22 protein-coding genes are annotated in these 24,115 nt (G+C 53.8%); 6 read left to right on the top strand and 16 right to left on the bottom strand.

Translation table 11 applies throughout. The features are described 5' to 3' along the window. Positions 1 to 19 precede the first annotated feature (19 nt). Positions 20 to 391, top strand: a complete 372-nt coding sequence (locus NSQ46_RS27620; RefSeq protein WP_007130556.1) for a hypothetical protein — start codon at positions 20 to 22, stop codon at positions 389 to 391. A 113-nt stretch (positions 392 to 504) separates the two neighbouring features. Here the strand turns inward: NSQ46_RS27620 and NSQ46_RS27615 are convergent, their stop codons facing one another. Next, entirely contained in the window at positions 505 to 696 is a 192-nt protein-coding gene (locus NSQ46_RS27615) for a hypothetical protein (protein WP_028404723.1), read from the bottom strand. 193 nt (positions 697 to 889) lie between these two features. On the opposite strand from NSQ46_RS27615, the gene NSQ46_RS27610 reads away from it, so the two are divergent. After that, positions 890 to 1,720, top strand: a complete 831-nt coding sequence (locus NSQ46_RS27610; protein WP_007130554.1) for an aldo/keto reductase — start codon at positions 890 to 892, stop codon at positions 1,718 to 1,720. Positions 1,721 to 1,804: 84 nt separating this feature from the next. Here the strand turns inward: NSQ46_RS27610 and NSQ46_RS27605 are convergent, their stop codons facing one another. The 8 genes from NSQ46_RS27605 to NSQ46_RS27570 all read right to left on the bottom strand — a co-directional run bounded on the left by NSQ46_RS27605 (position 1,805) and on the right by NSQ46_RS27570 (position 10,057). Then, positions 1,805 to 2,380 (bottom strand): PadR family transcriptional regulator, encoded by a 576-nt coding sequence (locus NSQ46_RS27605; protein WP_342575456.1) that lies wholly within the window; start codon positions 2,378 to 2,380, stop codon positions 1,805 to 1,807. Between the two features lie 14 nt (positions 2,381 to 2,394). Beyond that, positions 2,395 to 3,900 (bottom strand): MDR family MFS transporter, encoded by a 1,506-nt coding sequence (locus tag NSQ46_RS27600; protein WP_342575455.1) that lies wholly within the window; start codon positions 3,898 to 3,900, stop codon positions 2,395 to 2,397. A gap of 281 nt (positions 3,901 to 4,181) precedes the next feature. After that, positions 4,182 to 4,589 (bottom strand): VOC family protein, encoded by a 408-nt coding sequence (locus NSQ46_RS27595; RefSeq protein ID WP_007130551.1) that lies wholly within the window; start codon positions 4,587 to 4,589, stop codon positions 4,182 to 4,184. A gap of 261 nt (positions 4,590 to 4,850) precedes the next feature. Beyond that, positions 4,851 to 5,912 (bottom strand): glycoside hydrolase family 130 protein, encoded by a 1,062-nt coding sequence (locus tag NSQ46_RS27590; RefSeq protein ID WP_007130550.1) that lies wholly within the window; start codon positions 5,910 to 5,912, stop codon positions 4,851 to 4,853. 120 nt (positions 5,913 to 6,032) lie between these two features. Then, positions 6,033 to 6,974 (bottom strand): DUF1861 family protein, encoded by a 942-nt coding sequence (locus tag NSQ46_RS27585; RefSeq protein WP_186311115.1) that lies wholly within the window; start codon positions 6,972 to 6,974, stop codon positions 6,033 to 6,035. 65 nt (positions 6,975 to 7,039) lie between these two features. Next, positions 7,040 to 7,879: a carbohydrate ABC transporter permease gene (locus NSQ46_RS27580; RefSeq protein WP_210094230.1), complete on the bottom strand. Its 840-nt coding sequence runs from the start codon at positions 7,877 to 7,879 to the stop codon at positions 7,040 to 7,042. Continuing rightward, complete coding sequence (locus tag NSQ46_RS27575; protein ID WP_342577021.1) at positions 7,866 to 8,744, bottom strand: sugar ABC transporter permease; 879 nt, start codon at positions 8,742 to 8,744, stop codon at positions 7,866 to 7,868. The genes NSQ46_RS27580 and NSQ46_RS27575 overlap by 14 nt, the downstream gene beginning before the upstream one ends. Continuing rightward, positions 8,744 to 10,057 (bottom strand): ABC transporter substrate-binding protein, encoded by a 1,314-nt coding sequence (locus NSQ46_RS27570; RefSeq protein WP_342575450.1) that lies wholly within the window; start codon positions 10,055 to 10,057, stop codon positions 8,744 to 8,746. Before NSQ46_RS27570 ends, NSQ46_RS27575 begins: the two co-directional genes overlap by 1 nt. Before the next feature lie 358 nt (positions 10,058 to 10,415). On the opposite strand from NSQ46_RS27570, the gene NSQ46_RS27565 reads away from it, so the two are divergent. Continuing rightward, on the top strand, positions 10,416 to 11,447 hold the full coding sequence (locus NSQ46_RS27565) for a LacI family DNA-binding transcriptional regulator (protein ID WP_340897691.1): 1,032 nt from the start codon (positions 10,416 to 10,418) through the stop codon (positions 11,445 to 11,447). 281 nt (positions 11,448 to 11,728) lie between these two features. On the opposite strand, the gene NSQ46_RS27560 is transcribed toward NSQ46_RS27565, so the two are convergent. Continuing rightward, positions 11,729 to 14,221, bottom strand: coding sequence for a UvrD-helicase domain-containing protein (locus tag NSQ46_RS27560; RefSeq protein WP_210094227.1), 2,493 nt, complete (start codon positions 14,219 to 14,221; stop codon positions 11,729 to 11,731). Positions 14,222 to 14,412: 191 nt separating this feature from the next. Here NSQ46_RS27560 and NSQ46_RS27555 point away from each other — a divergent pair, with 191 nt between their 5' ends. Continuing rightward, positions 14,413 to 14,592: a hypothetical protein gene (locus NSQ46_RS27555; protein WP_028404731.1), complete on the top strand. Its 180-nt coding sequence runs from the start codon at positions 14,413 to 14,415 to the stop codon at positions 14,590 to 14,592. A 31-nt stretch (positions 14,593 to 14,623) separates the two neighbouring features. On the opposite strand, the gene NSQ46_RS27550 is transcribed toward NSQ46_RS27555, so the two are convergent. The 5 genes from NSQ46_RS27550 to NSQ46_RS27530 all read right to left on the bottom strand — a co-directional run bounded on the left by NSQ46_RS27550 (position 14,624) and on the right by NSQ46_RS27530 (position 19,878). Beyond that, entirely contained in the window at positions 14,624 to 15,250 is a 627-nt protein-coding gene (locus tag NSQ46_RS27550; protein WP_342575446.1) for a hypothetical protein, read from the bottom strand. Between the two features lie 268 nt (positions 15,251 to 15,518). After that, positions 15,519 to 16,646, bottom strand: coding sequence for a glycosyltransferase family 39 protein (locus tag NSQ46_RS27545; RefSeq protein ID WP_028404733.1), 1,128 nt, complete (start codon positions 16,644 to 16,646; stop codon positions 15,519 to 15,521). 155 nt (positions 16,647 to 16,801) lie between these two features. Further along, positions 16,802 to 17,032, bottom strand: coding sequence for a hypothetical protein (locus NSQ46_RS27540; RefSeq protein WP_007130540.1), 231 nt, complete (start codon positions 17,030 to 17,032; stop codon positions 16,802 to 16,804). A 109-nt stretch (positions 17,033 to 17,141) separates the two neighbouring features. Continuing rightward, positions 17,142 to 18,998, bottom strand: coding sequence for an HD-GYP domain-containing protein (locus tag NSQ46_RS27535; RefSeq protein WP_007130539.1), 1,857 nt, complete (start codon positions 18,996 to 18,998; stop codon positions 17,142 to 17,144). Positions 18,999 to 19,260: 262 nt separating this feature from the next. Then, positions 19,261 to 19,878, bottom strand: a complete 618-nt coding sequence (locus NSQ46_RS27530) for a DUF5317 domain-containing protein (protein ID WP_210094224.1) — start codon at positions 19,876 to 19,878, stop codon at positions 19,261 to 19,263. Between the two features lie 315 nt (positions 19,879 to 20,193). Here NSQ46_RS27530 and NSQ46_RS27525 point away from each other — a divergent pair, with 315 nt between their 5' ends. Beyond that, positions 20,194 to 20,397, top strand: a complete 204-nt coding sequence (locus NSQ46_RS27525) for a cation transporter (protein WP_007130536.1) — start codon at positions 20,194 to 20,196, stop codon at positions 20,395 to 20,397. 365 nt (positions 20,398 to 20,762) lie between these two features. After that, a complete protein-coding gene (gene nfsA / locus NSQ46_RS27520; protein WP_028404734.1) occupies positions 20,763 to 21,503 on the top strand; it encodes an oxygen-insensitive NADPH nitroreductase in 741 nt (246 codons plus the stop codon). A gap of 213 nt (positions 21,504 to 21,716) precedes the next feature. On the opposite strand, the gene NSQ46_RS27515 is transcribed toward nfsA, so the two are convergent. Then, positions 21,717 to 24,044: a helix-turn-helix domain-containing protein gene (locus NSQ46_RS27515; protein ID WP_210094223.1), complete on the bottom strand. Its 2,328-nt coding sequence runs from the start codon at positions 24,042 to 24,044 to the stop codon at positions 21,717 to 21,719. Between the last annotated feature and the right edge of the window lie 71 nt (positions 24,045 to 24,115).

Genomic DNA, 24,115 nt, shown 5'->3' with positions numbered 1-24,115 from the left:
GGCTAGGGGAGTGTAATGAATGAAGCTTCGGTTTATGGAATGGGATTTGGGCGGCAAAATCATTTTTATCGCCACCTGCCTCGCGCTGGCCTCTTTCTTTTTCAACTGGCTGGATATCGGTATCGACGCGGAGAACGGGTTTCTTCAGGGCGGGGTGTTTTTTATCGTGTGCTATATTTATCCGTTCGTGAAGGTAGTACGAGAAAAGCGGATGAACAAGATTATCGCATACAGCTTCGCGCTGCTGGCCGTGCTGTTCACCATCATGTACGTGTCGTCCAGGACGATCGAATTCTTAGGGGAAACGATCCGGGGCGCTGCAGCAGGTCCGTATCTGTTCATGGTTGCTTGCGGCCTGCTGACATTCGGCATCTTCATGCGTAAATATTGACTGACGGGTTTGGGCAGCGTGTTCATCCAAAAGCGGGGGCTGGTCTTTGGGGCATATTTTCTATTTGCCTTGAGATCAGCCCTTTTCGCGTTCAGCTCCAGGACCTATCCAAGTCAGATATTCCTGAGAAGCACGAAGCAGCTGATGGAAACGGCGTAGATGCATAATGACGCTACGGCGTATTTTTTGGCGCGGGCATTCATGGAAAAGGCGGATGCAATTCCGTTGTTCCAGATGTTGCCTATAAAAAGGATCGCGGCAACCGCAAGGGCAGCAAGCGCGATGACCAGCGTTATTTTTTCCATCCGGCATTCCTCCCTGTGTTCTTAGCTGTCTCTATTGTACATGTCCAAGTTTAAATCCCGTTTAAAGCAAGTTTAGAAATCACTTAGGCCGAGGCGGTTAACGACTAACGTTGAGCGGGATACTTGGAATTTGATATACTGGAGGAAGCGGCCGCTAACCGCATGACATTACATAATCAGGAGGGATTTCAGAATGGCCAATCAAGTTTTTACCGATGGACCTACTTTGAATGACGGCGTCAAGATGCCTTGGCTGGGCCTCGGCGTATGGAAGACCAAAGAAGGCGAAGAGGTTATTCAGTCCGTAAAATCCGCCATTGCCGCCGGATACCGCATGATCGATACAGCTGCGATCTACGGCAATGAAGAGGGTGTAGGACAAGCCATTCGCGAATCCGGAGTTTCTCGGGACGAGCTGTTCATTACAACCAAGGTGTGGAACGACGATCAGGGCTACGAGAAGACGCTGCAGGCTTTCGAAACGAGCCGCAAGAAACTGGGTCTGGAAGTCGTGGATTTGTACCTGGTTCACTGGCCGGGTAGAGATAAGTATCTGGAGACATGGAAGGCACTTATTCACCTGCAAAAAGAGGGGCTTGTCCGCTCGATCGGTGTGAGTAACTTCCAAATCCGCCATCTGAAGCATATTATCGAGGAAACGGGCGTCGTTCCGGTCGTGAACCAGGTCGAGCTGCATCCGCTGCTCTCCCAGAAGGAGCTGCTTGCCTATGCGCGTGAGAACAACATCGTGCTCGAAGCCTGGAGCCCGCTGATGCAGGGCAATCTGGATCATCCGGTGCTGGCGCAGATCGCCGAGAAATACGGCAAGACGACGGCGCAGGTCATTCTGCGCTGGGATATTCAGAACGGCGTGATCGTCATACCGAAGTCAATCAAAGAGCATCGTATCCGCGAAAATGCCAACATCTTCGATTTCGAGCTGTCTTCCGAGGATATGGCAGCTATCGACGGCTTGAACGAGAACAAGCGCTTTGGCTCCAATCCGGACGAGTTCCTGTTCTAAATTTGAAAATAAACAAAAAAGAGCGAGACCGCCCGGCAGGGGCGTCTCGCTCTTTGTCATTTTTAACATCCGTTCAATGTCCGATCATCGTTCATCCTCATCAAGCGGCAGCGGCTCTCCCTTTATGCCGAGCCGTCCATCGATCACATCCGCATATAGCCGTTTCAGCCAGTTGAGATCAGTCTTCGCGTGCTCATACATTCCGACCATCAGATGCTGGGTGCTTCGGGGAACGAAGCCGCGGTGCTCCACATACAACTGATACGCCTGATTGACCCGATGCTCGGCATCCCAAATCCGGGCCTGAAGGATCGGGCCGAGGGTTTCGGGATCCGCATGTCGGGAGAAGGGGAGCGCGATATAGAGCGGGTGATGCACCGGCTCTATATCCCTGAACTTCTTCAGCAGCAGCTGCTCAAAATGCTTGCGGCCGGCATTCGTGATCCGGTAAATGGTTTTGTCCGGCCGGTTGTCGCTCTGAATCGTTTCTACCGCTTCGATATAGCCCTCCTCGGCCAGCCGGTCCACGGCATAGTATAGGGAGCCCAATTGGAGCTTGGTGTATTGGTCCATGCCGCGGTCCTTCATGATGCTGTGGATTTCGTAAGGGTGGTAGTTGCCCTCCAGCAGCAGTCCGAGAATGGCCAGCTTCATCGACATAGGCTTATGCCCTCTTACGCATTCTTGGCCTTCTTGCCAGGTACGATGACCCGCTCTTTGCCCATCATGAGCACGAAGACAAGAGCGAGGACGGCCGGCACCAAGGCCCACATAAAGGTCCTTGCAACGGAATCCGCCAGCGAGCCGATGATCTGCTCCCGCACCTGAGGAGGCATCTGGTTCATTACCTCAGGCGACAGAGTGGCATCGGCGCTCAGGTCGGCGCCGGCAGGGGCGTTTCCGCCCAGATCGGCAAGACGATTATTCAGGCCGTTACGCTGAATGATGCCGAATATCGTAATCCCTACCGTCATTCCGAAGGAGCGGAGGAAGGAGTTCGTAGACGTGGCGGCGCCCCGCTGCCGTGCGTCAAAGTTATGGATGGAGGCCATACTGAGCACGGAGAAGGAGAATCCGACGCCAAAGCCCGTCAATACCATATAAACCGTCAGCAAATAACGCGGGGTATCCGGGCCGATGGTGCTGAGGCAGAAGATCCCGGCGATAAAGCATACCGCGGACAGAATCATAATGTTCCGGAATGCGGCACGGGTCGTCAGCATGCCGCCCAGCTGGCTCCCGACTACGCTGCCAAGCATCATCGGCATCAGGATCAGCCCGGAATTGGTGGCGCTGCCGCCGTATACGCCGCTGACAAAGATCGGAATGTAGATGGTCGCCACGATGAAGGTTGCGCCATAGAACAGGGCGACGAGATTGCTTGAAGCGAACAGACGCTTGCGGAACATCTTGAACGAGATAATCGGCTCGGCTGCTCGGGTCTCCGCAAACAGAAACACGATGAATAGGACGAGGAAGCCTGCGAACAGTCCCAGAATTTGCGGGGAGCCCCAAGGATAGGTCTGGCCGCCGAGCTCGAGGCCGAACATAAGGCAGATGATGGCGCCGACGAGCGTAGCCGCTCCCGTCCAGTCGATCTTCTGCTTGGTGTGCCCAGGGGATTCCTTGTATGCCGTCATAATGAAGATGAAGGATACGATCCCGATCGGAACGTTGACATAGAAAATCCATTCCCAGCCGATGCTGTCGGTGATGAAGGCGCCAAGAAGCGGCCCCATGATGCTCGAGGTCCCGAAGACGGCGCCGAGCAGACCCGTCATTTTCCCCCGTTTCTCCGGCGGGAACAGGTCGAACACGATCGTAAAGGCGATCGGCATGAGGGCGCCGCCCCCGATGCCCTGAATGGCCCGGTAAATAATGAGCTGGGTCATGCTTCCGGCCATTCCGCATAAGGCGGATCCGATAAGGAAGACGACAAGCCCGAAAATGAAGAACCGCTTGCGTCCATACATGTCGGACAGCTTGCCGAAGATCGGCGTACCGGCCATGACGGCAACCATATACACCGAGGTTACCCACACCACTTGATCGAATCCTTGCAGATCGCGAATGATGGTGGATAACGCCGTGGCGACAATCGTATTATCGATTGCGGACATGAAGATCCCGAGCAGCAGCCCGGCCACAACGAGTTTGATGTTGCTTTGCTGTGCATTCATGATATGTATGCTCCTTTTTTTATATGCAAATTGATTCATATTATTCAAATTTGAATAATACGGTGGTTCTATTGTAGCCGGATTAACAGAAGTTGGCAAGAGGTTAGGAGGGAGGGGAACAGCCGGATTTATGCGGAGAAAAAAAGAGCTGTTCAGCAGGGAACGTACTCCCGCGGAAGAGCTCTAATTGAGTCGATGATTCCGGATGTTTATGCCAACTGCTAGGACGGTACGTCACTATGCCGGCTCATGGAATGAGTTCTCTTTTGTAAAAAAATTCATTAGCAGTTCATCTGAGGCGATTTCGGATCCAGCTGCATGAATTCGATCCGGTTCCCGTCAGGATCCTTGGCCCAGCACTGCCAGTTGTGATCCTTGCCCTGCACAGGCTCCACGTCGAGAGGGACGCCATGCTTGCGGAGATGCTCGGCGATTTCATGGATATCCCGCACCTCCAGGCAGAGATGCGAGAAGCCGATCGGCTGCTGCACGCGCTCCGGCTTGTTCCGGCCGCCGTAGAACAATTCGATGAATTGTCCGTCCCTGACCTTAATGTACTCAATCCATGGCCGGCCCTGATCGTCCGGAATATCGAACGCGCGGGTGAATCCGAGAATGCCGCAGTAGAAGTGCAGGGATTTCTCCATGTCGGCCACATCGAAAGCCAAATGGGCAATGCCTTGAATCATGCCGTCGATTCCTCCTTAGGGTTCCAGGGAGCATTTCATAGAAAGGGTTCACATGCGCACCTGGAGCGTCAAAATGGAATTCATTTGCCTTCTATTGTAACGCAATTCGAATGCGCTTCCATAGTCATTTTTTAGGATGAATCTGCCGGTTCTATGGAGAGGGTTTATCCCGTAAAAAAATAGCCGAGCCCCCACCTTCAGCGGGTCTCGGCTTCATGTGCATCAGTCATCCGGCGCGTTACTCATAGGTGAGCCGGCGCATTACTCATAGGCAAGGCTGTCCAAAATCTCGCTAAGGCTCAGCTCGGCGCAAGCCATGGACGTATCGGCAACGCCGTAATACATCTTCACGACGTCCCCATGGACAAGGGCACCGCAGGAGAACACAACGTCGCCGAAAAATCCGTTCTTCTCATAGTCTGCTTCAGGCTCCATGATCGGGCGGCTCGAGCGGGCAATCACTTTCGACGGATCGTTCGGATCCAGCAGCAAGGCGCCCATGCAATAGCGGTGCTCCTTGGTAGCGCCGTGGTAGAGCTCCAGCCAGCCCTTCTCCGTACGGATGGGAACGGCCCCGCCGCCGATGCGGCCGCTGTCCCACATGCCTTCGCGGAGTCCGGCAAGATGCTTGTGGTTGCCCCAATACACAAGATTGTCGGATTCGGCAATCCACATTTCCGGATTGCCGGTGCTTTTGGTGGTCGGCCGATGAAGCGCATAGTATTTGCCGCCGATTTTCTCCGGGAAGATCAGCACGTCCTTGTTGTCCGGCCCGAAAATCATGCCGTGATGGGTGAAGGTGACAAAGTCCTTGGTGGACACCATCGATTCCCCGATCCCGACGGGGGAGACGGCGGAGAAGTAGATATAGTAAGTGTCCTCGATCTGGGTTACCCGCGGGTCCTCGATGCCGAACGTCTCAAGGCATTGGGCCGGATACACGAGCGGCTGATCCTCGATCGTAAAGCGGTGGCCGTCCTTGCTGCGCGCCAGCCGAATATATGACAGAGAGGTCAAATACTCGAACGATGCGCTTTGATGGACGTTGCGGATGACCCGGGGATCGGAGAAATCATAGCGTTCATCGTCTGTGCGGAATTCCAGAATGTCGAGCTCCCGGGTTCGGGTGTTGTATACGGGAGCCTTCACGATGCGAGGGTCGCTGCTCACCGGACGCTCCGCAATGCGCAGCAGCAGCAGCACTTCACCGTTGTATTCGGCAACGCCTGCATTGAAGGCGCCAATCACCTCGAAGCCCTCGTGGTACGGCTTTACGTCGGCCGGCGTGATCAGAGGGTTCTCCTCATAACGATATATATTCATAGCTGCAACCCCAATCATTAAGCAGATTTATAATTAAGAAGATGAATCATGTCCAAGTTCGGGTAGCGATCCGAAAAACAGCTGTTTCGGGAATCGAGCATCAGTCAAAAAGCAACGGCATCAGGACTCAAATCGCAGGAAAGGATCGGGCATGCTGATTCGCTGCGCCTCGGCATCGCTGATTCCCGCGTAGAGGTCCGCCGTTCCGTCCGGCTTGCGCATGAGCCCGCCGCTAAACACGACATCGGCGAGATCGGGACGTTTGGCTTCGCCCGGCAGGAAATCGGCCCGGACTGCGATTAGGGCCATGTCGGAATGCTCACCCGTAGCCGGGTCGAGCGCGAACACCATCGGGTAGTAGTGCCGGTCTCCGGCGTCATCGAAGCAGGCGACGTGTCCGAGTACGCCGATCCGCCCGTTCTTGAGCAGGTGCAACTCGTTGGCACCGCCCCATTCCGCGTCGATGAACTGGTCCGCGAGCAGCGGGGCCTCGTTGACCAGCTCTACGGTCAGGTCGCGCAGCGAGGAGGCGACGGCGTACCCGATTTTGCCCCGGCCGCCTTTCGCTCCTTGCGGCCGGGTAAAGACCGCGATCTCCCCGCCGGGCAGCTCGGCGATGCGCAGATCCTTCATGGCGTCGGGGCCGGTGAAGAACGGAGTCAGCTCATGGAGCGTTTTTCCCTTGTACAATACCGTCCGCCACAGCGGCGCATCCGCCTTGAGGGGATGCGGGAAGACTTCGACACCGCCGAGGATCAGCTCCCCTTGAATGAAGGTGAAGAACGGATCCTGCAGCATAAAGACGGGAGCGCCGCTTAGAGGCGCCCAGCTGCTGTCCGGGCGCTCGGTAAAGAAGCGGATTTCCGAACGCTCGCTGTCCCGGGATTCCACCCGGCCGGCGAGGATGGTCTTCCCGCCCAGCGTGAACGGCGCCGTAATGTTATACACATCCTTGCCGCCAACGCCGGTGAAGGACAGCTTCACCGGGTTATTGACGCCTTTCGGCTTATCCTGGTATTCGCGCAGCAGGATCTCGCATGTTTTTATAGTTGAACGGTTCATAGTCAATGCAGTATGCCTCCTTGGACAGTAAACGTAATGATGGGTTTTGGCCGCAGCAAGTGGCCTTATTTCAGGCTGAACTGCATGCCTTCCTTGAACTTCTTGCCGAAAATGATGAACAGGATGATGATCGGCGCGGTCAGCAGCACGGATGCCGCATACAGCGGTCCGGGATAGCTGCCGTACGGCCCGAACATCTGGGACAGGAGCACGTTCAGCGTCAGCATGTTGTCGCTGCGCGCAACAATCATATCCCAGAGCAGCTCCGTCCACCGTTCCATCAGCAGGAACAGGAAGATGACCGCGGTAATGGACTTGGACATCGGTACCATGATTTTATACAAAATTTTAAAGTCTGAAGCGCCGTCCAGCTTGGCCGCCTCGATGAACGCATCCGGGATCGCCTTGAAGAAATTCGTGTACATGAAGATGGCCCACAGGCTGACCGCCTTCGGTATGATCATCGCCCAATACGTGTCGTACAGCCCCAGCTTCTGAATAATCAGGAAGTTGGGGATCAGCAGGATGATGGCCGGGAAGAACATATGAAAGAGCACGAAGTTGTTGACGGTGTCCCGGCCTCGGAACTTCATCTTGGACAGGGCATAAGCCACCATGATCCCGAAGAGCATCATCAAGAAGGTGGAGGCGACTGATACGATTACGCTGTTCAGGAATGCGTTCGTCCACGGTCTGGCAATGCCGACCTCGCCCCCGGTCAGCAGCCATTCATAGGATTGAAGCGAGTATTGGCTCGGAAGCAGCTGGCGGTCCACCTGTGACCAATCGGCGAACGAATTGAGCACCATGTACAGATACGGATAGACCATGACCAGGAGCAGCAGGGTTGCCAAGACATAACGGACCGCAAGACGCCGCTTGTTATTTTTATTAGACCCAACCATTGCGTTTCCCCCACATTTCCAGCACTTTGCGAATTGCGAAGATGGAGATGAAGGTTACCAGGGATGCCAGAATGGCGATCGCCGAAGCATATCCCGCTTGCAGATTCGTAAAGGCTTGATTAAAAATTTCCATCTGCCAGGTGTTCGTCGCGAAGTTCGGACCGCCGCCCGTTAGCTGGTACACCTCGGTGAAGATGCCGAAGGTAACGCCGAACGAGAGAATAAGCGTCGTATACAGCGCAGGATACAGGAGCGGCAGCGTGATTTTCCAGAACCGCTGTCTGTCCGAGACCCCGTCAATCGCCGCAGCTTCATAGATTTCCTGATCGATGCTTTCCAGCCCCGACGTCAGGATCAGCGCATAGTAGCCCGTAAATTTCCAAGCCAAAATCAAACCGACGATAAACAGCGCCGAGAGAGGAGAGCCGAGCCAGTCGATCTGGATGCCGAACGTCCCTCTCAGAAATTCGTTGACCGGACTGTTATAGGTCAGGAAGCCCTGCACGATCAGTGATGCGACGACCCCCGAGGACAGATACGGCAGGAAGAACCCGATCAGGTATACGCTTTTGAACCGGGGCAAGCCTTGGATGACGACGGCGACGGCCAGCGACATGGCCGTGACCAAAGGAACGAAGATGATCATGAATTTGTAGGTGACCCAGAAGGCAGCCTGAACCCCCGGCGTTGCCATGGCTTTCAGGAAGTTGTCGAGGCCTACATAATCGTATTCGGGAGCGATGAGATCCCAATCCGTGAAGGACAGATAGAGGGACCAAACGAGCGGCCCCAGGAAGAACACCAGTCCGAAAATAAGGTAGGGGCTGGAGAATATCCAGCCCAATTTATCATTTCGCTTATCGATCATGATTGAAGCTCACCTTCAATCGCTTTCTTCATGTTGTCCCAGCCGGTTTGCGGATCGATTTCACCTCGGATGATTTTATTGAACGCCTCTTGACCGATGAGCGTCTGAATCTCGTTGAACTTCGGATTGTCCATCGCCGGCACGCCCTTGGACACCGCTTCGGCGTAAGGAGCAAGCTCCGGCTTCTCCGCGAGAATCTGCTTGAAGCCTTCCAGCTCCGTCAAATCATCGCGTGCAGGCGGCAGATTGGTCTGCTCGAACCATTTGACGTCATGCTCTTCCTTGGAATACACCCATTTCAGGAACTCGGCTGCCGCTTGCCGGGATGCTTCCGGTGCTCCCCGAAAGATGACGAGGCCCTTGGCGTCCGCATAAGTCTTCGCATCCGCAGGGTCCATGCCGTCCGGAACAGGAGGCAGCGTCAATTCATAATTCTCGCCGTACTTAAGCTCCGGATACTTCGTCTTCCACATATCGAAGGTCCAAGGGCCGATATCGGTGAAGACGCCGGCTCCGGTCTCGAACGGGTCGGTCGCGTTCTGGGACAAAATGCCGCCCGCTTGGCGAAGCTCATCGACGAAGCTCAGCACTTTGACGCCGGCTTTGTCATCCGCAACCAGGCTGGTTCCTTCGACGAACTTGTTGCCGTCCGAGGCTGCATTATACAGCAGGAAGAAGTCAAACCAGCGCTTCCATGCGGTCGGATCCGCCAGGTCGGCGCCCTTCGTCCACATGAATTTATCCGGATGCTTCTCCTTCAGCTTGCTCGTGGCATCCAAAATCTCGCCGTACGTACGGGGAGGCTCGTTGTAGCCGATTTCGCGGAGCAGGTCGGTGCGCCATCCGATGAGCATCGGATTGGAATAGATCGGCAGCACGTACTGATGACCGTCGGCGAATACCCAGGGCTTGATCGTCCCCTTCATGTTGCGGGAGCTGACGATCTCTTGGAATTGGGGCAGCTCGTCAAGAGGAATGAGCGCTTTGCTGTTCGACAGCTGGGCCGCGAAGCCGCGGTTGATGTTTTCGGCTACCGTCGGCGCATTGCCGCCTGCGATGGCTGCCTGGATGCTGGCTTCCGAGCTTGGCGATTCCTTGATCGGGCTGACGTTGATCTTCACGTCCGGCTTAACGCTCTCGTATTCCTTGGCCATCTCCTGCCAGAAGGCCTGCTGCGGCGGGTTCGGGGCAGCCCAGAATTCTACGGTGGTCGTCCCGTCAGCGGCTTTCCCGCCGCCTCCGCAAGCGGTGAGCACAGCGCCGCCTACCAATGTCATGGCAAGAAGCATGGCGATTCTCTTTTTCCTCATGTTGACCTGTCCTCCTAATTTACGTATGACTTCCAATGGGAGAATGACAATAAATTTATTTGTAACGTTACTTAATTCGATTAATAACATGACTGAAAGCGCCATATCCACATTATTATGGATTTAAACTCGGTTTGTCAACGATATAGTTGTGAAAATTATCAGATTTCGTGTGTTTATTGACGGAAGGTGTAGAACGGTTTTGCTTTACAATGATTTATTGTAACGTTACAATATTAATTGTAATGTTATTGGGCGAATCTTTCAAATCTCTATCGGTTTTCGGTATAGTAGGATGAGAATCCAATATTTCGATGCGATGCTACTATTCTTCATATAAGAGAAAGGAACGTTATCCTTGACGAAGCCAAAAATTACGATGCAGGATATCGCAGACCGGTTGAATATCTCGAAAAATTCAGTTTCCCAGGCCTTGTCCGGCAAGGCGGGGGTAAGCGAGGAAACGCGCAGGCTGATCTTCCGGACGGCGGATGAACTGGGTTACGTGTATACGGGAAGCCGGAAGCGGAGCGCAGGTCAGGCGGAACAGACGGGAGGAACCGGCAGCATTGCGCTTGTTGCGACGGACTTTGCCTTTTCCATGAGAGGTTTCTTCGGGGAAATCTACTTGACGATCGAGAAGGAAGTGCAGAAGAGGGGCAAAAGCTTGCAGATTCAATCGATATCCAAGCAAATGATGGACGAAGAGGCGCTGCCGGCCTTCATTGAACAACGGGAAGTCGACGGCATTCTCATCCTCTCCCACTTGAGCACCGACTATATGAATAAGCTGGTAGACACCGGCATTCCTACGGTGCTGATCGATCATCATCATCCCGACGTGCACGCGGACGCCATTTTGACGAACAACCGCTTTAGCGCTTACCGGGCCGTGAAGTACCTGTCTGAGCTGGGGCATTCCCGAATGGGCTTTATCGGAAACACCTCCTTTTCGCCGAGTTATTACGAGCGGCTCGAGGGCTTCCATCTTGCCCACCATGAGCTTGGGCTGACCGTGAATCCGGAGTGGGTCGTTTCGGACGCGCTGGAGGACCCGGAGTTCTTGGAGAAGCGGATCGGGGCGATGGGGGAACAGCCGACCGCTTGGTTTTGCGTCAACGACGGTCTCGGCTTCATCGTGAATTCGACCGTTCAGAATATGGGTTATCAGGTTCCGACGGATATATCCATCGTCAGCTTCGATAACGGGCAGCTGTCCAGGCTCGCAACGCCGAAAACGACTACGATGGCCGTCGATCTGGCGCTATTCGGTCAGACCGCGATCCGGCAGCTGTTCTGGCGGATGGAGCAGCCGGAGGCCCCGTATATGGAGCTGCTGCTGCCTACGACGCTGATTGAGCGCGATTCCACGTCATCTCCCCGTGCGTAAGCAGGATCAAGCGATAATGTACGGCGCTTGCGAATGACCTAAAGCTCACCGGGGCGGAAATGCACGACACTTACGGAACGACCTAAAGCGTCACCGGGACGAAAAATGCCGGATAATCAGACCAAAGAGCCTCCTCTCTCGGATCCCAGCATGCGAGAGAGGAGGCTCTTTTGAATCTTTCGTTATTATATAAGGAAACATCGAATGGTGTCGAAATTTTCGGATGTTGTAGGCATGGCCCTTACGGCCTCCATGGTTCGATTCACCGGGAAGCCTTGCAATTACGACCTTCGCACACGCTTCGGGACAGGCACCTCTTTACGGCCCTGCTTCATCGGCGCTTGGCATAGCGGGCATGCCTTGCCCTCAGAACCCCGGGAGCCGCGGACAGGAGCTTGCCCGGCAGGCTGGATCCGCTGCCAGCCCTTGCAGCCCGCTCCCGTGCACAGCCATACGTTGACGGTTTCCATTTCAACGGGCGGCTGGGGCTCCCGTCGCTCCGGGTTAACCGTACCGGGAACTGTTACCGGAATCGGCTTCCGCTTATGCTCCCGTGATGCTCTGTCGGAGCCGCCGCCTGCCGTCCGCGTTGACACGGGCCGTCCCGAAGATGCCGGCCTGCGGGCTGTCTCAAAGCCATTTCCGCGGGTTCTCCGGGCTTCGGCCGCTTCCGAAGCGTTCCCGCGTGCTTGTTCGCGCTGCTCTTCCGTAAGGAAGACGTCCCGGAAGAAGCGCGACACGTCGGTTTTACGCCCGCGATAGTAAGCCGGTGAGCTTATGATGAGCTCATCCCGGGCTCTGGTGATCGCCACGTAAGCCAGCCGGCGCTCCTCCTCCAGCGCATCCAGTGCCTTATCTTCCTTGTCCGACAACGGATGGTGATCGTCCAAATGCTCGGCGAGGAGCGAAGAGGAATGGGGTAAAATGCCCTCGCTTGCCCCGATCAGGCAGACCGAAGGGAATTCCAGCCCCTTCGATTTATGAATCGTCATCAGCCGGATCGCATCCGCTTCCTCGTCCCGCTTCATTGCCGCCATCTCCCGATGGATATCAATGAGACGGTCCACGAAGCCGACGAACTCGGCAACCTCTTTGAACCGCTTGGCTGAGGCCTCCAGCTCATCAAGCCCTTCCTGAATCAGCTCCTTATGCAGCGTCAGCTCCTGCCGCTCATCCGCCTCCAGGAACTTGTCATAGAAGCGCCGCCGGATCTCTTGAATGGCCGATACCGGCTCCATGGCCTGCAGCCCTTTAATCAGCTTGGAGCGTTCCCGGATTTGCTCGACCTGAAAGTCTTTCAGGCCGGGATAGCTCAGCAGATGGGCAAGAGGTCCCTTCTTGGGACGGGGCGCATCCTTCTCCCGGATAAAGGCCATGCCTTTGTCCCGGTTCACATACAAGGTATGGAGCATTCCCTCCATAGCGTTAAAATTGCGGCGGTCCAGCGACAGGCGCAGATGGTCCATCACCGGCTTGACGACCCATTGCTCGTAGAACAGCTCGCCATTTTCATAATGAATGAACGGAATTTCCCGCATCACCAGCTGTTCAAATATGGCTCTGCTATTGCTGGCGGTCCGGTATAAAATCGCATAATCCCGATAGGACCTGCCGCGCTCCCGGATCTCTTCCGTAATATGGTTCAGCAGCAGCTCGGCTTCTTGGTCAGGGTCGCCGGGACGCAAGTACAGCGGCACGCTGCCGCTCTTGCGGGTGGATCGCAGCTGCTTGGGACGGCGCCGCTGGTTGACCCGGATGATTTCATTGCCGAGCCCGACGATCGAGGAGAGGGAGCGGTAATTGATATCCAGGGTGATGATTTTCGCATCGGGGTAGGTCTGATCGAATTCAAGAATAAACTCGTTTCGGGCGCCATTGAAGCCGTAGATCGTCTGATCGTCATCGCCGACCACCATGAGGTTGCGGTGCGGGGCGACGATTAGCTTCAGAAGCTCATACGGCAGCAGCCCGGTGTCTTGAAATTCATCGACCATGACATACCGGTAACGCCTTTGCAGCGAGGCCAGCAATGCCGGCTCGGTTGTAAGCAGACGATGCGACAGCACCAGGATATCGTCAAAATCCATCTGGTCGTGCGCTTCCTTCCACGCCTCGTAGCGGGCGAAGATTTCGCGCTGCTCCACTTCCGCCGGCGTGCTGCCGGGCAGCTCATTCATCCCGGTCATGTTCATCCGGTAAGCGGACCATAGCGAGAGCAGCGTTTCAGCCTCATAGCGGTCCTGCAGTCCCATTTCCCGGAGTATGCGCTTGATGATGAATTGCTGATGCCTTGCGTTTCCCAGAATTTCCTGGCGATACCCTCGCGTGCGGAGCAGATACAGGAAGAAGGAGTGGAATGTTCTTGCCGTCACTTTGGCCGCTTCTCCGGCTCTCAGCCCGGGAAGCGCCATGATGCGTTCCTTCATCTCGGCCGCGGCCTTGGATGAGAACGTAACGAGCAGGATGGAGGCCGGGGCGGCCCTGCGGCAGGCGATCAGGTAGCCGGTGCGGCTGACCAGCACGGACGTCTTGCCGGAGCCTGCTCCGGCAAGGGTAAGCAGCGGGCCCTGCGTATGCCGTACGGCCTGGATCTGGGCGCGGTTCAAGAATAGACCCTGCGATTCCAATCCGCGAAAAAAAGCCGCGTCCGGCGCATCGTGGGCCACCAGATCCCGGCTGTTTTCCAAGGTGGCCAGCTTTGCCAAGGGAACATCCAAGCGGTTCGTGCCGAACGGGCGTTTATAAAAAGGTATGCTAACGGTTGAGGTTGTCATAAGCTTCACCAATCATTTCGTCATCCGATATTTGGGGTCCGATTCAGCAATCGGAGTTAAAAAACATGCCTATCCAGTTTACCGGATTCGCGGAAATCTGGCAAAGCTCCAAACCAACCGTAGGAACAAGGTGTTTTATTTATTAAAGGCAGCTTTGGGTGAACCATACTTTAACGTTAGGGGGTGATGTTGTGCTGGCTATTATCGTCATCCTTCAGCTTGTCATGATTGCTATCCTGCTGAATATGAATGGCAAGCTTAAGCCTCGCGATTATATCGCGGAAGCAATGGAGCGGGACCGCAAAGCGAGAGAAGAGCGGGAGAGGAAGCAGCGGATGGAGCAGTTGGCTTCGGAAAACGAGCTGCAGTAAGGGTAGGGCGTTCTCCGTCAAATGATAGGCGTTACCACTGCATGTCCGGATCCAGCACTTTCACCGTACCATCCTTCAAGGCGGCTTCCAGCAGCTCGTTTCGAAGGGCATGGCCGGTGGCGATCACGTCCCGTCCGTCCTCCTTCTGCTTGGCGACCAGCGCGCTAACCAAATTCGCTTTGGATAATTGCTCCTGATACACCGGGGCAGCGTAATCCTCCCAGTATGCCTCCTCGCTGACCTTCAGCTCGTCGATAAAGGCTGCATGCTGCGCCTGCACTTCGGCCGGCTGCTCCTGTAATGTCTTCCGCATCCGCTCAGCCTCCCGAATCCCTTCCTCACGGGTTGCAGTCAGCCCTTGTTCATTCGCCAAATGCAGCATCAGCTGGTCGATGGCAAGCTCTTTCACAAGCGTGGAGTCATCAGCTGGTGTTTCTGAAGTAAACTGCATATGTTCTTTATATCGGGCAAGATCAGCCTCCGTAATGTACAAGGAGCCGATCTGAACCAGCGGTCGTTCGGAAGCATTCTCCGCAGCTTCATGTCCTCGCAGCTCTGCAGGATTCGAGCGATCGCCAAAGTGAAGAATCAGGATGACAATAAGCACGCAGGCAGAAGCAATGCCGAGGAGCATCATGGATTTTCGTTGTATTTTCATGAAAGACCATCCTCCTTCATAGGTAGTCGTCAGATCGTCTTGATTGTCTTTACCTTTATAGACGTTTAGAGCCGACAAAAGGTTATCGAGAAAATTGCTTTTTTAGAAGAAAATGTTAGGGCAATTGTACCCGGACATAAAAAAGCCTGTAGGCACTTGGCGATCATTATCCGTGCTTTCAGGCTGAGTATGAAATATATATAGGTCCTTGCCTGCCGGATGGCGGGCGGGACGAGCCGGCGGACCATCTGTCTCACGACGTTCTGTTCTACGACCGCAGCAGGCGGGTCTTATGCGCGTATATAATGGCTTTGTCCGCCAGAAACCCGACATACAGCAGCAGGAATACCGCATAAGGGAAGCCGGTGCCGTCGAGGCTTGGGACGAGCCACTCCGCCGTAATGAAATACAGGAGCGTAAGCAGCACGGGAAGCTGCCGCTTCAGCCGGTATTTCCATACCGACCAGATCACGCCGCTTACCCCGGCGTAGAGAAGCACCAGCCGGACGGCGTCGAGGGCGGACTGCACGACTCTGCGTGCCTCTTCGTTGCCGAGTGCAGCGGCATATTTGGAGGTCCGGCCTTCGAATATGCTCCGGTACAGATGCACCAGCGGGTTGCCCTCGATATATCTGGAGTCCAGCCATAAGGAGGCTAGATTCCACGGGCCCGGCAGGTAGGTCGCCAGCCGATTGAAGAGGGGGATGTTAAGCCACCACGGCGAGAGGATCAGCAAATAACCGGCCATAATGAGCAGGGTTCCGCCGGCGATGATGCTTGCCGGGCTGCGGTATTTGATCCAGAACGGAATGAATAGGAGCGGATACAGCAGCGCCTGAAGATTGTAGCACGCCATAATCGCTGTGAGCGCCCCTGCAGCGGCGTACCAGCCGGCCTGCTTCAGCTCGAGCGCGCCGATGACGGCGCAGACGAGAAGCAGCATCAGCATCTGCATCGTCGTATCCGGCAGGATCAGCCGCACGGCCCCGTAAGCCGGCCAGAATAGGGCATAGATGAAGCAGCACAGAAAAGCGATCCGCGGATTAAACATATACCGTGACAGCACGAACACCAGATAGACAGAGAACGCATGGAAGATGCACTGGAGAAGCTGATAAATGATTAGCGCCGCATCCATGCTTCCGAGCAGCCCGATCAGTCCGGCCATCATAAGCGGTACGCCGGGCATGACGCCCGAAGCCTCTTCGGGGGCAGGCCCCGGATCGCTGATCATGGCCGCACTGTCGATATATTTCTGTTCGATGGCGGCCGTAATGCCTTGAGAGGCTTCATGGCCGCCGGCTATCACCAGCAGGCATGAAAGGGCCAGAACGGCTCCGATCAGTGACAGCAGCATCCTCCGCTGCAGGCGGTTCAATGTCCAGATGGAAAACAACAGGTCCAACTCCACTCTTTTATAATCTCTAGGGCGTTTGCCAATAATCTATCCTCCTCTATATTAAAGAAAAAAGACGGAAATAAAAAGGCTCCGCCAGAACGGAGCCCGCATGTTAAGGGAGAGAGGGGGAAGACGATGGTTCGTTTACCGGCCTAAAAGCCGCTGTGATACTTGCCTGGACTGGAGGATTGGTCCTTGGATGTGCCGTCCCGCCGTTTCTCCTCCCGGCGCTCCAATGCAGCATCCTCCATCGGAATCGGGTCGACATGACGCTCGCTTTCGAACTTGTCGAACAAGCTCTCTTCTTCCGTCGGATATTGCTCAGGATGGTCCATATGGCCCGGACCGTGATCAAGGGGAAGCTCCTTTTTGCGATCAGCCATGAAACTCACCTCATTATTTGTTGGGATACTACCTTTTACCTTTTTTAAAGGCATATCAAACATCAAATCAGGGAGAATCAGGCTAAAGAGTCGCCTGTCCGCTATCATGTTAATTGGTTTCCAGACCTGCAGCGGGCTGCTGCTGCCCTGCGATCTTGTCCACGATATACAGAATGAACACTTCAACAAGCTCGGGGTCGAATTGCGTCCCGGCGCAGCGGCGGAGTTCGTCAATACCCTCCTCGAACGTTTTGGTTTTTTGATAGGGCCGTTCCGTTGTCATCGCATCGAAGGAATCGATAATGGTAAGCATCCGGCACAGCTTCGGAATTTGGCTTCCCTTGAATCCGTGCGGGTAACCGCCCCCGTCATACCGTTCGTGATGCAGCTCGATATACGGAACGAGCTCCTTGAATTTCTCGTTCGTTTCGGCGATGCGCTTGCCCCAGCTGACATGCCGTTTCACGGTTTCCCATTCACTTGCCGTAAGCTTGTCCCGTTTATTGAGGATTCCCCATGGAATTTCGAGCTTACCGATATCGTGGATGAGCGCTCCAAGCACGAAATTGCGGCGCTCGACACTGTCGAGGCCAAGCACCTCGCTCATATCCATCGCGTAGCGGAATACCCGTTTCGAGTGCTTGAACGTATCCACATCCTTGTAAAGAAACAGCTTCAACTGCTGCTCGATATCCCGCGCATCCTCCGCAAAGTCGATCTCGAATTCCTTCTTCTCGCCGCTTCCGTACACATGGACATTGTTCTTGCCCTGTTTTTTGGCGTAATACAGTGCCTGATCGGCCTGCTCGACCAGCTGCGATTTATCGTGGATATCCATCCGGTATGGAGCGATCCCAGAGGAGAAGGAGAGGCAGCCGGACGGGAAGATTTCCACGCCGTCGAAATACGAATCATTCAATTTTTTGCGGAGCCTGTTGATGAATACCTCGGCTTTGCTTTCGTCATACCCTGGCATAAGCAGCGTAAACTCCTCGCCGCCGAACCGGGACGCCACAACTCCGGCCGCCTGGGCCTCAACCTTCAGATAATTTCCGAGAAAGCCGAGCAGCATGTCGCCCTTCAAATGTCCGAACTGATCATTGTATTTCTTGAAATCATCAATATCGATCATCGCCAAAGACAAAGGAGATTGACTGGCCTTCGCTTTTTTGATCTCGTCTTCGAGCAGGCTCTCGAAATAGCTGTGGTTATACAATCCTGTCCGCTGGTCCTTGATGGCCTTCTCCTGAACCTCGTTGTACATCAGGAACAGCTGCTTGAAGGAATACGAGAGCATGACGCTGAGCCCGATGAACAGCGTGAGCCCGAAGACGCCGTTATGTACGATCAGAACGGATAGAACCAGGGAAAGGATCAGTGTGCTCAAGTAGACCAGCAGCGTATCCTTGATAAAGGATTTGAGAATATCATATAGAGAGCCTCTGTACAGTAAATAATAATAGAATCCGAGCAGAAGCACATTAATGATGAAATAGATGAGAAGGGCTGCCAGATAAGCGCCGAAATGATTGTTGAGAATAGGCCCTGTCTGCCCTCCGGCGGCTTTGAACACCAAAGAGGAGCCGACGATCATAAGGGTGTATATGCAGAAGTTAACAAAATGCTTCCAGAACGGCACCTTCCTGTCATAGAGAGCGATTGCGATTGTATTAAACAGGATGACAGAGAGGGCGAACGGAGCGCCATAAATAAATATGCACGCCAAATAAACGGAGGAATCCATTGATTGCAAGTTGCCTTCAGGAGGGAGCTGGAAGGTGAAATAATTCAATATCAGCGCGGCGCCTAACATGGCATAAACCCATACCCACTGCGAAGGAGCGTAATTTAAAAATTCTCCTTGATGTACGATCATAAAGGTTATACAGCCCATCAGTGAAATAAACACAAAGTACAGCTGTCCTGATAGCTCTCTGGAGATCTGAGCGCGCTTGAATAGGGACATAATGGTTTCTCCTCAATAAAGCATGTTGTTTTCTACACATTTTAAGATATATTGCAGGGCAAAACAACGAAAAAGATGTAAAAAAACAGGCTGAAAATTCCAGCCTGTTTTTTGTGAGATGCTTATTATCCCAATCTGTAACCGGAAGTCAGGGCGACAACAACGGAAGCAACGATGATCGCATTCAGCACGATGCGGGAATACTTGATTTTATCAGTTTTCTTCATAGTTCTCCCTCCTTTCCAGGTAGTTTGATGTATGATTAATTTTGCGGTTCCACATGTTCAGGCTTGCCTTGCTTGCGCATGATGTTCTTAACGGCGGTATTCTTACCGGAAGTCATGAGATGAACGATGTAGAAGAATATTCCGATATTCATGATAATATCGCCGATGCTGATAACCTGTGTTCTCGGATATGGCGGAGATAATGGAATGATGTCGCCGAGGAATGCAAGACGCGTTGATGCATCCATCAAGTAATGCTTGGTTGTCGCCGTCGCATCCATGAGCATGTCCACATAGACAGGATCCAGGACAGATGCGGCGCTCATTGACACCGGCATTCTGCCGCCGTTGACGGCCATGACGAGGAAGTTAAGGAACACCCCTGCCAGTATGCTGCCGAAGCCCTTCTGATCCCGGTTCATCCATAGGAAAATCATGCCTGCAACGTAGATGAGCATAAATATATATCCGCTCGCGTCTGCCAACCAACCGATATTCTCTTGAAAGCGGAATATGAGCAGCTGCACAATCAGGAGGATCGGGAATATAAGGCCGCCCTTCAGGCGAATCTTGCTGAATTGCTGCAGTCCGTGACGGAAACCGCCCCGAATCAGTCCGACAAGTATCCCTAATATAATACCGTCAAATACCATGATCGAATTCCTACTTTCATCATTCATTACTTCCGTAATAAGAGAGTTCGACACTGGATTGGTAATTCCTGCAACAATATTCAAATTTTATGGAAAAAATTTTGAGGATGCTGGGGAGATGTTGTCCGAAATTGTATGAATTGCAATTAAAGCGTTGATATTGTTTTCATTATAGCAAAATTAAAGGATAAATCTTCCTACTTTTTTCGTGTTTTTATTGCAGAAACATGCGTAATCATGGACTTTACATACCTACCGGGGGTATAGTACAGTGAAGATGTGTAAGATGAAACGATCGATAGGAGGAGGAGCATCATGAAACAAGTGACGTTAACCGTAGAAGGCATGTCCTGCAATCATTGCGTAAATTCGGTTGAAGGCGCGCTGAAGAATGCCGGAGCTTCGGGAACCGTAGATCTTGCATCAGGCACCGTAAGCATTGAATATGATGATTCCAAGGTAAGCCTTGACGCGCTGAAGGAAGCCATCGAAGATCAGGGATACGACGTCGTATCTTAAGGGAAGGCAATGGATTAATCCGTAGGCTGTCAGCTTCGGGCTGAATAGAAACCGGCTGCTATCTCGCCATAGCACGCCGGTTTTTTTGCGGTGCTTCCCTTCGTATGCTGGCGGGGCGCGGAAGCTTGCGGCTCCAAGTCCAAAGTTACATAATAGATTGAAAGTACCACGCAAGGGGATAATGACTTTTGGTACAACTATGCATGGCAAGTCGGTCCGAGCGATCAGCTTTCGTGCGGTGCGCCATCATGGTTTAACTGCGAATGCCAAGCGAGGAGGCAGACAGGTATGTGCACAGAATGGAGCATTTGCCTGGAAAGGATAGTATACCTCATATTACAAAAGCCTAGGAGTGAGAATAGCTGATGAACGATACGTTGTCCTTGTTAATGAATCATCGATCGATTCGGAAGTTCACGGACGAGCCTGTGACGGAGGAGCAGCTGAAGACGATTGTGGCGGCCGGGCAGATGGCATCCACGTCCAGCAATGTCCAGGCTTACAGCATTATCGCGATTACCGATTCGGAGAAGAAGAGAAGATTGGCGGAATTAGCGGGAAATCAGGCGTATATTGTGGAATGTCCCGTATTTCTCGTATGGTGCGCGGATCTGTACCGGCTGAAAAAAATAACAGAGCCCCATGTCGGCGACCAGCCGACGTATGAGGATTCGACCGAAAACTTCATCGTTGCGACGGTAGACACTGCGCTCTCTGCGCAGAATGCCGCCATCGCCGCGGAATCGCTCGGACTCGGCATCGTTTATATCGGCGGGATCCGCAACAGGATTGCCGAATTTGCCGAAGCGCTCGATTTGCCGGAGCTGGTCTATCCCGTATTCGGCATGTGTCTCGGCCATCCGGACCAGCAGCCGGGCCTCCGCCCGCGTCTCCCCGTGGAAGCGGTGCTGCACCGGGAAAGCTACGACCGGGCGACAATTGAAGAAGCGAAGCGATATGACCAAATCTCCGCCGAATACCTGTCCAAGCGGACGAACGGCAAGAATCGCACGCCTTGGTCGGAGCTGATGGGCAAGCGCCTCGCCGAGCCGGTGAGACTGCATATGAAGGAATTCCTGGAGGGGAAGGGCTTCATGAAGCGGTAGGCGAGCGGCAGAATGAGGGCCAGGCATAACTGGACGATACAGCCGCGAGGAGCCCGGATAAAGGGAGAGTTTTCGTCCGCTTGTCCTTCCAATATCCAATAGGAAAAACCTATTTATCAATACGAAATCAAGCCGCAGGTGGATTGCTGTTGCAGCCAACCTGCGGCTTTTTCATTCTGCTCCAATCGAGGAGGGGGTTCTCGTACAATTACACTAATCGGCGGAGCCCTGCTGGCGGTATTGGCCTGGCGTCACGCCTTCGAGCTTCTTGAACATTCGATTGAAGTACGAGGGCTGGTACCCCGCGGCCTCCGCGATTTCATGAATCCGCAGGTCGGTCGTGAGCAGCAGCTCTTTACAGCGGTTCATGCGCACGGTTGTCAGATAGTCCACATAGTTCGTGCCCGTCATCTGCTTAAACGCTTTACTTAGCTGAGATACGCTGACGCCGGCTTCCATGGCGATCGTATCCAGGGACAGATCCTGCATCCCGTTCTGTTCGATTTGCTCAAGCACGTGTTCCACCAGGGATTTCATGGAGCTGTTGAAATTCTTCTTCAGCTGATCGAGATAGGGCTCGATAATCTCCCTTTGGAACCAGTCCACGCAAGCTTTGGAATCGCGGAGCAGGGACAGCTGCTCCTGCAGATTGGAGAAGTCGTACACCTGGTAAGGGTTCAGTCCGGCCTGCAGCATGGAGCGATGAACGCTGGTAAGCAGCCGCATCAGCCCATGATGGACATGCCATTCCGAGCCGCCTCCCGCCTGAAGGGCCGTGACGAACCGGCTTAGGGACCGCCGTGCATTGTCGTGCAGCCCCAGATTCAAGGCATGAATGAACTCCTGCTCCAGCTCCAGCGGAAAGTCGACCCAGTCATTTTTCTGGGACAGCACCGTTTCGGCCTCAAGCACCTGACTGCCGGCATCGAAGGAGCGGTAATGCAGCGCCCGCTTGGCCTGCTCCAGCAGATGGGGAACATCGGTCCATTTCCGGCTCGGCCCCCCAAGCACAAGGGTTGCCGTCATGCGCAGCGTATCCCGCAGGGCGCGCATGATCTGATCGCACAATGATTTGATGATGTCGGCACGCCCGTCATCTGCATCGGAGGAGGCCGGGACGATCAGGATGACGCCGAAGGAGCCGTCAAAGAAGTTGATCGGATGAACGTAGGCCTTCAAATCCTCCGCCAGCTCTTGAATGACATTCAGGGCGGCGTAAGTAAGGAGATGCTCATCATTTTCCGTTAACGGTGTCCGGTCTTCCCCGTGCGTATGCTGCTGAAGGACAATGGCCGCAAACTGCTTGCCGGTAATATCGAGCTCCATTTCCTGCAGCTTTGCCGCGTATTCACTCTCGGTCAGATGGGCAGCCTGTCCGCTCAGAAATTGATTGATATAAGCCTCGCGAATCGCCGGCAGCGATTGGCTCCACTGGCTCTGCATCGTGGAATGGGAGAACCGGTACTGCTTCCACTCATTTTCTATGTAATCGAGCTCATTATACCTTGCGCCGGGCTTGGCTTTATCGCTGCCGATCATATGGAGCATTTTCCGGATCGGACGGTACATGCTCTTGGACGCATACCAGCTTATTGCCAAGGAAGCCGCGAGCGCAAAAGCAAAGCAGATCAGAATGATATGCGTGTACGGTTTTGTCGGTGCGATGATTGCCGATTGCGGCGTACCGGATACATAGGTCCATTGCCGCTGCATCTTTTCAAATTGAACGGTATTTACAAGCAATACATCCTGTGGGATCCGAACCTTCATCCGCAGCTGATTGGAGGTCTGGACGTCTTCGCGTCCGCGCAGCATCAGCTGCTCCCGGATCGCTTGCATCGCCTCCGGCATTTGGCTGCTCATCCCGGACTCCCCGATCACATGGCCCTGGTCATCCAGCAGGAAGGATACATTCTCGCTATTGCGGATAACGTGCAGCTTCGATGGGTCAATGTAAATGACGATGGCCCCGTACGGCGTATGGCCGTTGAACGGAAGCCTCATCACGAGCGCATGGGTGGAGCCCCCTTTGTTGAAAGGACGCTCAAGATCATGCACCCAGAACATATCGGCATCCCCGTCCATCAGACTCTTGAAGCTGGCCGCATCCTTTTCCCGGTCAAGCGATCGGAGGCCGAGATCAGGCTCCATGATTTTATTTTGCTTTTTGATATAGAGGTATACCTGGTCGACAAGAGGATCGGCATTCTCCACCAGGTTCAACGTATTGAACAGCTCGTCCGTCTCTTCAATATTCGATACAAAATCCATATCTGACAAGGAAGGCTTAAAGTGGGGCTTCACCACCATATTGAGCGCATATTGGACCAGCTGCGTGAACTGCTCGTCCACTTGCCTCGCAGCGTCGACCAAGGTTTCCTCGTTCCGCTGTTGATATTGATTGATCATATGCTGATTCCCTACATACAGATAAACGGCCGTTATGGCCGAGATGGGAAGGCATGTTAAGAGCACGGCAAGCGCTATGCTTCTCCAATACATAATTCCTTTGAAATCGGTTTCAAGATTTCTTGCCCTCATTGCATGAACCCCCTGGTTGGTTATAAACGAAATCAAAGGCTTGGTCGAAGTAAGCCGGGATGGATTAAGTA

The sequence above is a fragment of the Paenibacillus sp. FSL M8-0142 genome (assembly GCF_038597315.1).
Classification (GTDB): Bacteria; Bacillota; Bacilli; order Paenibacillales; family Paenibacillaceae; genus Paenibacillus_AQ; species Paenibacillus_AQ lactis.
Note: the sequence above shows the minus strand (reverse complement) of the source record. Positions and strands in the feature narration are given on the sequence as shown.